We start from the raw sequence: 12191 nt of genomic DNA, 5'->3' as shown, positions 1-12191 counted from the left end.
CCGGGTCGGGCGAGGGCGGTCAGCGCGCGCGGCGCTCCAGGCGCTCGGGGTCGAGCAGGACGACGGCACGGGCCTCGAGGCGCAGCCACCCCCGCGCGCTGAAGTCGGCGAGCGCCTTGTTGACCGTCTCGCGGGAGGCGCCGACGAGCTGGGCGATCTCCTCCTGCGTGAGCCCGTGGGGGACCAGCACCTGCGCGCCCGAGCGCTCGCCGAAGCGCTCGGCGAGGTCGAGCAGGGCCTTGGCGACGCGGCCCGGGACGTCGGTGAAGACGAGGTCGGCGACCGAGTCGTTGGTGCGCCGCAGCCGCTGGGCCAGCGCCCTCAGCAGGTGCCGCGCCACCTCGGGACGGCCGTCCAGCCAGCGCTCGAGGTCCTCGGGGCCGAGGCCCGCGAGCACCACGGGGGTCACGGCGGTCGCCGTCGCGGTGCGCGGGCCGGGGTCGAACAGGGACAGCTCGCCGAGCATCTCGGCGGGCCCCAGGACGGCGAGGAGGTTCTCCCGGCCGTCCGGCGCCCGGCGGCCCAGCTTCACCGTGCCGGCGACGATGACGTAGAGGCGGTCGCCCTCGTCGCCCTCGGTGAACAGCACCCCGCCGCGCGGCACGTCGACGCGCGTCATGGACGCTTGCAGGGCCTCCGCGGCGGCGCTGCCGACCCCGCGGAAGAGAGGAGCGCGGCGGACCACCTCGTCCACGTGCGCCCCCTCGTCCTCGCCGCTGCCGGCCGGTCGGTCGGCGTCCTCAGCGGGGAGTGTGTCAGGCCGTCTCGGCCGTGGACGTCACCGCGCCGGGGCCGTCGGCCGCGGCGCCCGCGACGACGACCAGGCGCGCCGAGGCGGCTCGTCCGCCGCCGAGGCGGGGCTCGACCCCCGGCGCGTCGCGCGGGGCGGTGCCGGGGCGGGCGGACCGCTGGCCGGGGACGCGGGCGCGGGCGCGGGGCGCGGCGGCCTCGAGCAGCAGCTCCGCCGTCGACCAGCAGACGAGGTCGTCGAGGTGCTCGCGCCGGCGGACGAGGTCGCGCCGGGCCTCGCGCAGGGCCAGGAGCGCGCCGACGCGGTCCTCGCCCCTCGTGGTCGTGGCGGGCCCCGTGCCGAGGACCAGGTCGGCCAGCTCGGACAGCTCGTCCTCGGCCACCTCGTCCGCCGTCGCGGGAGGGCAGACCTGGGCCGTCAGCAGGTCCATGCGCGCGCCGGCGAGCCGCGTCCACAGGCGCAGCCGCTCCGAGCGCGCCACGAGCTCGGCGCGCACCTGCCGCAGCTCGTCGAGGTGTTCGTCCATGCACCACTCGTCGTCGGCGCCGCGACGGCCCTTGAGCCGGAGCGGGCCGTGCTCACCCGTGCGCGGAGGCCACGGCGGCAGCGCCCGGCGGGTGCGCCCAGCCGATCGTCAGAGGGCGTGCCTATCGTCGTGGCGTGCCCCCTCCGAGCGCGCCCGCCGCGTCGCCGACCCCCGCGTCCGCTGCTGGGCCGGCCCCCGGGCTGGAGGTCGGGTCCGCCTCGCCGCCGTCCCGGCTGGCGCTGGTCCGCCGCGCCCGGCGGGTCCACCGCGCGCTGGCCGAGCGCTACCCCGACGCCCGGTGCGAGCTGGACTTCGCGAGCCCCTTCGAGCTGCTCGTCGCCACGGTGCTCTCCGCCCAGACGACCGACCAGCGCGTCAACGGGGTGACGCCGGCGCTGTTCGCGCGGTGGCCGGACGCCGCGGCGCTCGCGGGGGCCGACCGGGCCGAGCTGGAGGCGGTCCTGCGCCCCACCGGCTTCTTCCGCGCCAAGGCCGACACCGTCGTGCGGCTCGCCGACCGGCTGGTGGCCGACTTCGGCGGCCGCGTGCCCGCGACGCTGCCGGAGCTGGTCACGCTGCCGGGCGTGGGCCGCAAGACGGCCAACGTCGTCCTGGGAGACGCCTTCGGCGTCCCGGGCACGACCGTCGACACCCACGTGGGCCGGCTGGTCCGCCGCCTCGGCTGGACCGAGGAGACCGACCCGGTGGCGGTGGAGCGCGACGTCGACGCCCTGTTCGCGCGGCGGGACCTCACCCTGCTGTCCCACCGGCTGATCTTCCACGGCCGCCGCACCTGCCACGCCCGCCGCCCCGCGTGCGGCGCCTGCCCGGTGCAGCGCGACTGCCCGTCCGCCGGCACGGGCGAGACCGACCCGGTGCGCGCCGCCGCCCTCGTGCGCGACCGGGGGCGCGCGTGAGCGCCGCACCCGCGGACGGGCGCGACGAGGCGGAGGTCCCCGGCTGGGTCCGAGCGCTCGTCGACGGGGCGCCCCGGGCTGCCGAGGCGCTCTCCGGGCTGAGCCGCGCGTCGGCGGGGCGGCCCGGTCGCCGCGAGGGACGGCGCGCCGCCGTCCTGGTCTGCCTCTCACCGGGCACGGCCTCGGCGGGTGACGTCGAGCAGCTGGGTGACGTCGAGCAGATGGGCGACGTGCTCGTCATCGAGCGCGCCGCGGGGCTGCGCGCCCACGCCGGGCAGCCCGCGCTGCCGGGCGGGGCGGTGGACGCCTCCGACGCCGACGAGGTCGCCGCCGCGCTGCGGGAGGCGCGCGAGGAGACCGGGCTGGACGAGCGCGGCGTGCGGGTGCTGGCCACCATGCCCGTGCTGCGCGTGCCGCCCGAGGGCTTCGCCGTCACGCCGGTGCTCGCCTGGGAGCCGGTGCCCTCGCCGGTGGCGCCGGGCGCCCCGGAGGAGGTGGTGCGCGTCCTGCGCGTCCCGCTCGCGGAGCTCTGCGACCCCGCCCGCCGCGTCGTCGTCACCTGGGACCGGCGCCTGCCCGGGCCGGGCGGGAGCGACGGCCTGCGCCAGCGCGGCGAGGGCCCGGGGTTCGAGGTCGGCGGCCTGCTCGTCTGGGGCTTCACCGCGGCGCTGCTGTCGGCGCTCCTCGAGGCGGGCGGTCTCGAGCGCCCGTGGGACGGCGCACGGCGGGTCAGCGCTCCCGCGCCGCCGCGGGCGGAGGTGACCTCGTGAGCGGGCTCCTCGCCGCGGCCGGGGACCTCGCCGGCGTCGGCGGCGACCTGGCCACCGCGGTCGGGGACGGCGGGGTCGTCGTCGACGTCCTCGTCGTCCTGCTCGCCGTCACCTACGCGCTCTCGGGCTTCCGGCGCGGGGTCGTGCTCGGGGTCCTCTCGCTCGCCGGCTTCCTCGGCGCGGGAGCGCTCGCGGCGGCCCTCCTGCCGGACGCGCTGGCGGGGTGGGAGCCGCCGTGGCAGCGCGTGGTCCTCGTCCTCGGGGGCGTCCTGGTGGCGGCGCTGCTCGGCCAGGCGCTCCTGGTGGCCGTCGGCTCGCGGCTGCGCGCCCTCGTGTCCTGGCAGCCCCTGCGGGTCCTCGACGGACTCCTGGGCGCCGTCATGTCGCTGCTGATCGTCGCCGCGCTCGTCTGGTTCGCCGCCGGGGCCCTGCGCGCGGCGCCCGCGCCCGTCGTCAGCCGCGCCGTGGAGGACAGCCGCATCGCCTCGGCGCTGGAGCGCGCCGTCCCGGTCGACGCCGGCTCCGTGTTCACCGAGCTCGGATCGGCGCTGCGGGCGGAGGGCTTCCCGCGGGTCTTCACCGGCTCCGAGGAGCCCATCGCGCCCGTCGAGGCCCCCGACCCCGCGGCGTCCTCGGCGGCCCGGGCGGTGGCGGACGGCGCTCGGGGCAGCGTCGTGAAGGTCACGGGGCTGGCGGAGGAGTGCGCGCGCGGCGTGGAGGGCACCGGCTTCGTCGTCGCCCCCGGCCGGGTGGTCACCAACGCGCACGTCGTGGCGGGCGTCGCGTCCCCGTCGGTGCAGGTGGCGGGGGAGGGGCGTCGCCTGCCGGCCGGCGTCGTCGTCTACGACCCCCAGCGCGACCTCGCGGTGCTCGACGTGCCGGACCTCGGGGCCCCGGCGCTCCCCCTGGGCGGCGTCCTGGCGCCGGGGGAGGCCGGCGCCGTCGTGGGCTTCCCCCTCGACGGCCCGTACGACGTGGAGGCCGCGCGGGTCCGGCAGGTCGTGACCGCCCTCGGGGAGGACGTCTACGGCGAGCCCGGCGTCACGCGCGAGGTCTACTCCCTGCGCGCCGACGTCCAGCCCGGCAACTCGGGCGGGCCGCTGCTCGACCTCGACGGCCGGGTGGTGGGCGTGGTGTTCGCCCGCTCGGTCGACGACCCCTCGACCGGCTACGCGCTGACGCTCGCGGAGTCCCGCGAGGTGCTCGACGTCGCCGCCACGGCCACCGGTGCGGTGAGCACGCAGGAGTGCGTCGCGGCCTGACCCGGCGGTCCGTCAGGACCGCTCGGGCAGCTCCGCCAGCCAGTCGCGCAGCAGGGCCGTGACGCGCTCCGGCGCCTCCTCGGCGAGGAAGTGGCCGGCTCGCGGGACCACCTCGAGCCGGTGGTCGGCGGGGACGCGCCCGGGCCGCGGCCGCGCGGAGGCCAGCGGCACGAGGCCGTCGAGCTCGCCGTGGACCTGCAGCACGGGGACCTCCACCGGCTGGTCGATCGCGGCGCGGAAGCGCCGGCCGTCGCGGCGCAGCGGCGAGCGGACCTCCCACCGGTGGCGCTCCACCGCCGCCCGGGCGGCCCAGGGCGCAGCCATCGCGGCGGCGTAGCGGCGCGCCTCGGCGGGGCTGGGCCAGCCCGGCCCCGCCCAGCGCGCGAGCAGCTCGGGCACGAGGTCGCCGCGCAGGCGGCGGTCGGCGACCAGCGGGAGCTGCAGCCCGACCGCGTGGCGGTGCGTCACGACGTGGCGCGGCGTCAGCGCGCGGGCCGCCGTCGTGGGGGGTGGCGGCGCGGACAGCACGCCGATGGCGCGGGTGGTCGCGGGCTCCAGGGCCGGCATCGCCCAGGCGACGGAGCCGCCCAGGCCCTGGCCCACGACGACGGCCCGCGAGGCCCCGAGCGCGCGGACGACGCCGGCGACGTCTGCGGCCAGGGTGGGGGTGTCGTACCCGCGGGGCGTCTTGTCGCTGGCCCCGCAGCCGCGCAGGTCCAGGGCGGCGACGCGGTGGCCCGCCGCGGCGAGGGCGACGAGCTGGTGCCGCCAGGCCCACCAGTGCTGGGGGAAGCCGTGCAGCAGCACGACGAGGTCGTCGCCGGAGCCGGTCCGCGGGCGGTCGAGGCCTCCAGCGGGCCGGGCCGCGGGCGACGGCTCGCACACCGCGACGTGGAAGCGCGCGCCTCCGGCCGGGACCAGCCGGTGCTGCCACGGCCCCGGGACGAGCACGGGGTCGGCCGCCGCGTCCAGCTCGGCGGTCGCCACGTCTCGGCGGGGGTCCTCGCCCGCCTCCGCGGCCCGGGAGGGGGCCGACGCAGCCGGGCCCCCGGGCGCCGGTGGTGCTGACGGCGCCCCGGGGGCCCGGGGGAGGTGCGGGTCGCTGCTGGTCAGCGGACGCCCTTGAGGGCCTGGACCGAGTCCTTGGACGTGGCGATCGTGCGCTCGGGCGCCTTCACCTTGGAGATCTTGCTCTTGCCGACGAGGGCCAGGACGCCCGCGATGACCAGGAGCAGGACACCCACGACGAGGAACGAGGCCCACGTCGGCAGGAGGAGCGCGAGGGTGAGGCTGGCACCGATGAGCAGGAGCATCAGCGCGAAGAAGCCGAAGAGGGCCGCACCCGCGAACATCCCCGCGCCCTTGCCCGCCGCCTTGGCGTCGTCCGCCAGCTCGGCCTTGGCCAGGGCCACCTCGCTCTTGACGAGGTCCGTGACGTCCGTCTTGATGTCGACCACGAGCTGGCCGATCGTCTTGTCCTGCGTCGCCGCTGCCGGCTGAACCTTCGTCGCCACTGCGCATCTCCCGCTGTCGTCGTGCTGTGGTCCGCCGGCCCCGTCGGGGCCGTGCGGGGCGGGCCGGTGGTGCCCTCCGCCGGTGGCTCGCTGGCGCGGGGCCCGTGATCACCGATCGATCGGCGAGCCTACGCAGACCCGGCGCTGCTCGCGCGTCAGGCGGCCCCCGGACGCCCGCAGGGCCGCTGCCCGCACGCGGCGGCCAGCGGCCCTGCGGGCCCTGCGGGATCAGCCCTCGGCGGAGGAGGCCATCCCCGAGCGGATCGTGCCCATGACCGAGCTGTCGGCGAGCGTCGTGACGTCGCCGGTCTCGCGCCCCTCGGCCACGTCGCGCAGCAGGCGGCGCATGATCTTCCCCGAGCGGGTCTTCGGCAGCTCGGCGACGACGAGGATCTGGCGCGGCCTCGCGATGGCGCCGATCTCCCGGGCCACGTGGGCCCGCAGCTCGGCCACGAGCTCCTCGCCGGAGGTGCCCGCCTCGTCGCCCGCGCCCTCCCCGGACCGCAGGATGACGAAGGCGCAGACGGACTGGCCCGTCGTCTCGTCGGTCGCTCCCACGACGGCCGCCTCGGCGACGCGGTGGTGGCTGACGAGCGCGGACTCGATCTCCGCGGTCGAGAGGCGGTGGCCGGAGACGTTCATGACGTCGTCGACGCGGCCCAGGAGCCAGACGTCGCCGTCCTCGTCGAGTCGGGCCCCGTCACCGGCGAAGTACCTGCCCGGGAACCGGGACCAGTACGTCTCGACGTAGCGGTCGTCGTCGCCCCAGATGCCGCGCAGCATCGACGGCCACGGCTCGGTGAGCACGAGGTAGCCCGAGCCCCCCGGGCCCACGGGCTCGCCCGTGTCGTCGAGGACGGCGGCGGAGACGCCGGGCAGGGGGCGCTGGGCGGAGCCGGGCTTGGTGGTGGTCACGCCGGGCAGGGGCGAGATCATGATCGAGCCGGTCTCGGTCTGCCACCAGGTGTCGACGACGGGGGTGCGCCCGGACCCGACGTGCGTGCGGTACCAGGTCCAGGCCTCGGGGTTGATCGGCTCCCCCACGCTGCCGAGCAGGCGCAGGCTCGACAGGTCGTGGCCCTCGAGCAGCTCCGGTCCCCACTTCATGAACGTGCGGACCGTCGTCGGCGCCGTGTAGAGCAGCGTGACGCCGTAGCGCTCGACGATCTCCCACCAGCGCTCGCGGGTCGGGGAGTCGGGCGTGCCCTCGTACATCACCTGCGTGACGCCGTTGGCCAGCGGGCCGTAGACGATGTAGCTGTGCCCGGTGACCCAGCCGATGTCGGCGGCGCACCAGTACACGTCGGTCTCGGGCCGGACGTCGAAGACGTTGCGATGGGTGTAGGCGGCCCCGGTCAGGTACCCGCCCGTCGTGTGGAGGATCCCCTTGGGCCTCCCCGTGGTCCCGGACGTGTAGAGGATGTACAGCGGGTGCTCGGCGTCCAGCGCCGGGGCCTCGTGCTCCTCGCTCGCGCCGTCGACGACGTCGTGCCACCAGACGTCGCGGTCGTCGTCCCAGGCGACGTCCTGGCCGGTCCGGCGCACGACCAGGACCTTGCGGACCGAGCCGCCGCCCCGGGCCGGGTCGCCCAGCGCCTCGTCGACGTTGGCCTTGAGCGCCGAGGGGGCCCCGCGCCGGTAGCCGCCGTCGGCGGTGACCACGACGACGGCCTCGGCGTCGTCCACCCGGCTGCGCAGCGCGTCGGCGCTGAAGCCGCCGAAGACCACGCTGTGCGGGGCGCCGATGCGCGCGCAGGCGAGCATCGCCACGACGGCCTCGGGGATCATGGGCATGTACAGCGCGACCCGGTCGCCCTCGCGCACCCCGAGGGACAGCAGGGCGTTCGCCGCGCGGCGCACCTCACGGCCCAGCTCGGCGTAGGTGATGGTGCGGCGGTCGCCGGGCTCGCCCTCCCAGTGGATCGCGACGCGGTCGCCGTTCCCGGCGTCCACGTGCCGGTCCACGCAGTTGTGCGCGACGTTGAGGCGGCCCCCGGTGAACCAGCGGGCGAAGGGCGCGCGGCTCCAGTCGAGGGTCTCGGAGAAGTCGGTCTCCCAGTCGAGCAGCGTGCGGGCCTGCTCGGCCCAGAAGGCGAGCCGGTCCTCCGAGGCGCGCTCGTAGAGCTCCGGCTGGGCGACGGCGTCGCGCGCCAGCTCCGGCGGCGGCGGGTAGGTCTCCTGCGGGTGGCCCGTCCGGGCGTCCGTCTGGGCGTCGGTCGGGGTCTCCTGCTGGGCCATGGCCGAGTCCTTCCTCGAGCGGGTGCGTGGTCTCGCGGTAGCGGCCGCCGACCCCACCCGGGGGAGGAGCCGGCGGCCGCGGTGCGCTGCGGGTCGTGCGCGGTCAGTGGTGCGTCAGTGCTGGACGGCCTTCTCCGATCCCGCCCCCGTGAACGAGCGGACCTCCATCTGGGCCGCCTTCGCGTCGTGGTCGGCCTCCGGCTTGCTCGTCACCGTGCCGAGCCAGCCGAGGAAGAAGGCCAGGGGGATGGAGACGATGCCCGGGTTCTCCAGGGGGAACCAGGCGAAGTCGATCGAGGTGTCCCGGATCATCGAGGTGCTCGCGCCGGTGACCGGGTCCACCCGCCCGCTGACGACCGGGGAGGAGGCGATGAGCACGACGGTGCTGATGAGCCCGCCGTACATGCTCCACAGGGCGCCGCGGGTGGTGAAGCGCCGCCAGAAGAGCGAGAACAGGATCGTCGGCAGGTTGGCGCTGGCGGCGACCGCGAAGGCCAGGGCCACGAGGAAGGCCACGTTCTGCCCGATCGCGGCCATGCCGCCGAAGATCGCCACGACGCCGATGACGACGACCGTGCGGCGGGCGACCTTGAGCTCGCCGTCGGGGCTGACGGTGCCCTTCTTGAGGACGCTCGCGTAGACGTCGTGCGCGAACGACGTCGCCGCGGTGATGGCGAGGCCCGCGACCACGGCCAGGATCGTCGCGAAGGCGACCGCGGCGATCAGCCCCAGCAGGATCGTCCCGCCCAGCTCGAAGGCGAGCAGGAGCGCCGCGGAGTTGACCCCGCCGGGCGCGGCGAGGATGTCCTCGCGGCCGACGAGGGCGGCCGCGCCGTACCCGAGCACCAGGGTCAGCAGGTAGAAGATGCCGATGAGCCAGATGGCCCACACGACGCTGCGGCGGGCCTCCTTGCCGGAGGGCACCGTGTAGAAGCGCATGAGGACGTGCGGCAGGCCCGCGGTCCCGAGCACGAGCGCCAGCGACAGGGAGCCGAAGTCCAGCAGCGTCAGGCCGCTCGAGCCGTAGCGCAGCCCCGGGCCGAGCAGCGCCTCGGGGTCGGCCAGGCCCTGCGCGGCGGAGGTGTCGATGGCGCCCTGCAGGACGGCCGTGAAGCTGAAGCCGAAGCGCGCGAGCACCCAGACGGTCATGACCAGGGCGCCGGCGATGAGCAGGACCGCCTTGACCATCTGGACGTAGGTGGTGCCCTTCATGCCGCCGATGAGCACGTAGGCGATCATGATCACGCCGACGACGGCCACGACGACGTACTGGCCCACCAGCCCCTCGATGCCGAGCAGGAGCGCGACGAGGCCGCCGGCGCCCGCCATCTGGGCGATGAGGTAGAAGAAGCAGACGGCCAGGGTGGCCAGGGCCGCCGCCATGCGGACGGGGCGCTGCCGCAGCCGGAAGCTGAGGACATCGGCCATCGTGAAGCGGCCGGTGTTGCGCAGGAGCTCGGCCACCAGCAGCAGGGCCACGAGCCACGCGACGAGGAAGCCGATCGAGTACAGGAAGCCGTCGTACCCGTAGACGGCGATGGCTCCTGCGATGCCGAGGAAGCTGGCCGCCGAGAGGTAGTCGCCGGCGATGGCGAAGCCGTTCTGCGGGCCGGTGAAGCTGCGGCCGCCGGCGTAGTAGTCGGCCGCCGTCTTGGTGCTCTTGCTGGCGCGCAGGACGATCGCCAGCGTCACGACGACGAAGACCACGAAGATCGTGATGTTCAGGACGGGGGAGCCGACGTCGAGCGCGCTGGGTGCGGCCGCCAGGACCGTCGCGGCGCTCACGCCACGCCCTCGATGCGCTCGCGCAGCGCGGTGGCCTGCGGGTCGTAGGTCCGGTCGGCCCAGGAGCGGTAGACCATCGTGATCGCGAAGGTCGAGACGAACTGGCCCAGGCCGAGGACCAGCCCGACGGTGATGGTGCTGCCGCCCAGCCGCTGCGCCATGAACTCCGGGGCGAGAGCCGCGAGCAGCACGTAGAGGGCGTACCAGGCCAGGAACAGCGCGGCCATGGGGAAGATGAAGCGCCGGAAGGTGCGCTGGAGCTCGGCGAACTCGGGGGTCTCGCGCACGTCCTCGGCGGTGGCCAGCCCGGAGGGGCTCGAGGGGGTGCTGCCGGCGGTCCTGCCCGCGGCGCTCCCGGAGGTGGCGCTGCGGTCGGAGGAGCGGGGGTCTGGTGCGCTGCCGGGGACGTGCGCCCCCGTGCTGTCGTCGTGCGGGCGCGCGGGGTCGGGTCGGGGCACGGGAAGCCTCCTCGGGCCCGGCGGCGGTGCCGGGCGTCGCGGCCGGGCTCCACCAGCCCGGGACGGTCGGAGGGTGCCACACACGGGCGCCTCGGTCACGCTCCGTCCCCAGAGGTGTCGTGCGGCGTCCCGCGGGCCCCTCGCCCCGCGCCGCCCGCGGGAGCCGCCTCCTCGACCGACGCCGTCGTCCACAGGCTCCCGGCGCGCGCGCCGAGACCGCCCTAGCGTCGCCGCGGCGTCCGGGCACCGGGCGCGGCCGGGACGTCGCCGGTCGAGGGCGGGGCGGCCGGGAGCGGCCGGGAGGGAGCGGGCGTGGCTGACCTGGCGGTCGACACGGCGGACCTGGCGCGCGTGCGAGCCCGGCTGGAGGACCTGGCCGCGCAGCTGGAGTCCGCGGCGGCGCGCACGGCGGCGGGGGACGCGCTCGCCCTGGGGGACCGGAGCATGGTCGAGGCCGTCGAGCGGGCGCAGGAGGACTGGCTGGGCCACGTCGCGTCGCTGCGGCTCCTGGCCCACGTCGCGGCGCGCGACCTCGGGACGGCGGCCGCGGCCTACGCCGAGTGCGAGGCCGGCGCCCAGCGCCTGGTCGCCCGGGCGGGCGAGGCCGTCGCCGCCCCGGGCGGCGACGTGGCGGGGGCGCCGCCCGCCGTCCTCGCGCCCGCGCCCCCGGTCCTCGGCCCGCCCGTCCCCCCGGCGGCTCCCGCGCCGGGGCCGCCCGTCCCCCCGGCGGCTCCCGCGCCGGGGCCGCCCGTCCCCGCGGTGGCCGTCGCGGCCGACCCGACCGTCACCGGGGCGGGCCGATGAGCGGGGCGGGCGGGCGGCACCTGCCCGCGCTCGGCTGGGACCCGTGCCCGGGGGACGTCGCGGGCGCGCGGGCCGTCGCCGACGACCTCCGCGTCGTGGCGCGGGCGCTGCGCCGTGGCGAGGAGGACGCCCGCGCGGACGCGCCGGCGTGGCGGGGCGCGGCAGCCGCGCAGCACCGCGCGCGCGTGGAGGCGCTGCCCACGTGCCTGCGCCTCGTCGCCGGGTCCGTGGAGGCCTTCGCGGCCGTCGTCGAGGAGTGGGCCGGGACGCTCGCGCGCCTGCAGGCGCGCGCCGACGACGTGGAGCGCCGCATGGTGCTCGCCCGCGACGCCGTGGGCGAGGCGTCGCTGGCCGCCGCGCTGGTGGCGCGCTCGGTCGCGGGCGAGGACGTCGTCCGCGGGCGGCTGCCGGGGACGACGGCCCACGCGCGGGCGCGCGACCTGCTCGAGGGCGCCGCGGCGGGGCAGGTGGCCGTGGAGGCCGAGGCGCAGCGCCTGCACCTCGAGCACGCCGAGCGGGGCGCGGCGGCGGCGCGCAGGGCGGCGTCCGCCGTGGACGACGGGCTGCGGGCACCGTGGACGGGGCTGGTGCGCAGCCCGGCGTCGCTCGACGGCGGATGGGTCCGTCCGCGGCGCGACCTCGACGTGGTGCTGGAGCGAGGGGTGGGGGAGGACCTCCTCGCGGAGGCCGTGCACCAGCGGGCCGGGCGCATCGCGGCCGCCTCCGACGGGGCGGCCGCGCTCGCCGGCGTCACCGCCCTGGCGCCCCCGCCGCCGGCGCAGGTGGCCAGCAGGGTGCTCGGCGCGGGCAGCGAGCTGGGCTACGCCGGGCTCTCGCTGGTCGTCGCCGAGGACGGCGGGCGGGCCCTGGAGCACCTCGGGCTCGCGGGCGCGAGCCTCGGGGCCGGCGCCGTCCCCCGGCTCCTGGCGCGGCGTGGCGCGGACGCGGCCCGGCGGGCCGACGCCGTCGGGCACGGCTACGACGCCGCCCTGGGCGGGCTCCCCGGGCCCCCGGCCCCGGAGCCGTGGGAGGTGCCGGGGTACGAGGGCACGGCGCGTCGGACGCCGGGCGAGGAGCGGCGGCGCCAGGACGTCGCCCGCCGCGCGGCGGTCGACCGGCTGCGCACGTCGGAGGTCCGGCGCTGCGTCGAGACCTGACGTCCCGAA

Annotated in this window: 12 protein-coding genes; 5 read left to right on the top strand and 7 right to left on the bottom strand. The window is 77.6% G+C overall.

The genetic code is table 11. The features are described 5' to 3' along the window. Window positions 1–19: 19 nt before the first annotated feature. A complete protein-coding gene (locus Q0848_RS05840; protein ID WP_299035982.1) occupies window positions 20–694 on the bottom strand; it encodes a Crp/Fnr family transcriptional regulator in 675 nt (224 codons plus the stop codon). 61 nt (window positions 695–755) lie between these two features. Then, a complete protein-coding gene (locus Q0848_RS05835; RefSeq protein WP_299035980.1) occupies window positions 756–1277 on the bottom strand; it encodes a hypothetical protein in 522 nt (173 codons plus the stop codon). Between the two features lie 200 nt (window positions 1278–1477). On the opposite strand from Q0848_RS05835, the gene nth reads away from it, so the two are divergent. The 3 genes from nth to Q0848_RS05820 are packed head-to-tail and all read left to right on the top strand — an operon-like array spanning window position 1478 to window position 4226. After that, window positions 1478–2194, top strand: a complete 717-nt coding sequence (nth, locus tag Q0848_RS05830; protein WP_366146453.1) for an endonuclease III — start codon at window positions 1478–1480, stop codon at window positions 2192–2194. Further along, the gene (locus Q0848_RS05825) at window positions 2191–2964 is read left to right on the top strand and encodes a CoA pyrophosphatase (protein ID WP_299035976.1); all 774 of its coding nucleotides are present in this window, start codon (window positions 2191–2193) and stop codon (window positions 2962–2964) included. Before nth ends, Q0848_RS05825 begins: the two co-directional genes overlap by 4 nt. After that, window positions 2961–4226 carry a MarP family serine protease gene (locus tag Q0848_RS05820; protein ID WP_299035974.1) on the top strand — a complete coding sequence of 422 codons (1266 nt, stop codon included), beginning with the start codon at window positions 2961–2963 and terminating at the stop codon, window positions 4224–4226. The genes Q0848_RS05825 and Q0848_RS05820 overlap by 4 nt, the downstream gene beginning before the upstream one ends. A gap of 12 nt (window positions 4227–4238) precedes the next feature. Here the strand turns inward: Q0848_RS05820 and Q0848_RS05815 are convergent, their stop codons facing one another. From Q0848_RS05815 to Q0848_RS05795, 5 genes are all read right to left on the bottom strand, one after another. Continuing rightward, on the bottom strand, window positions 4239–5213 hold the full coding sequence (locus Q0848_RS05815; protein WP_299035972.1) for an alpha/beta fold hydrolase: 975 nt from the start codon (window positions 5211–5213) through the stop codon (window positions 4239–4241). Between the two features lie 122 nt (window positions 5214–5335). Further along, complete coding sequence (locus Q0848_RS05810; RefSeq protein ID WP_299035971.1) at window positions 5336–5740, bottom strand: phage holin family protein; 405 nt, start codon at window positions 5738–5740, stop codon at window positions 5336–5338. 228 nt (window positions 5741–5968) lie between these two features. Then, a complete protein-coding gene (acs, locus tag Q0848_RS05805; protein WP_299035970.1) occupies window positions 5969–7978 on the bottom strand; it encodes an acetate--CoA ligase in 2010 nt (669 codons plus the stop codon). A 114-nt stretch (window positions 7979–8092) separates the two neighbouring features. Beyond that, a complete protein-coding gene (locus Q0848_RS05800; protein WP_299035969.1) occupies window positions 8093–9763 on the bottom strand; it encodes a cation acetate symporter in 1671 nt (556 codons plus the stop codon). Next, window positions 9760–10068, bottom strand: coding sequence for a DUF485 domain-containing protein (locus tag Q0848_RS05795; RefSeq protein WP_366146452.1), 309 nt, complete (start codon window positions 10066–10068; stop codon window positions 9760–9762). The genes Q0848_RS05800 and Q0848_RS05795 overlap by 4 nt, the downstream gene beginning before the upstream one ends. 465 nt (window positions 10069–10533) lie before the next feature. On the opposite strand from Q0848_RS05795, the gene Q0848_RS05790 reads away from it, so the two are divergent. Next, window positions 10534–11025, top strand: a complete 492-nt coding sequence (locus tag Q0848_RS05790) for a hypothetical protein (protein ID WP_299035967.1) — start codon at window positions 10534–10536, stop codon at window positions 11023–11025. Continuing rightward, window positions 11022–12182 carry a hypothetical protein gene (locus Q0848_RS05785; RefSeq protein ID WP_299035966.1) on the top strand — a complete coding sequence of 387 codons (1161 nt, stop codon included), beginning with the start codon at window positions 11022–11024 and terminating at the stop codon, window positions 12180–12182. The genes Q0848_RS05790 and Q0848_RS05785 overlap by 4 nt, the downstream gene beginning before the upstream one ends. Window positions 12183–12191 lie beyond the last annotated feature (9 nt).

It is taken from the genome of uncultured Pseudokineococcus sp. (assembly GCF_947495735.1).
Classification (GTDB): Bacteria; Actinomycetota; Actinomycetes; order Actinomycetales; family Quadrisphaeraceae; genus Pseudokineococcus.
This window is presented reverse-complemented; position numbering and strand designations above follow the sequence as displayed.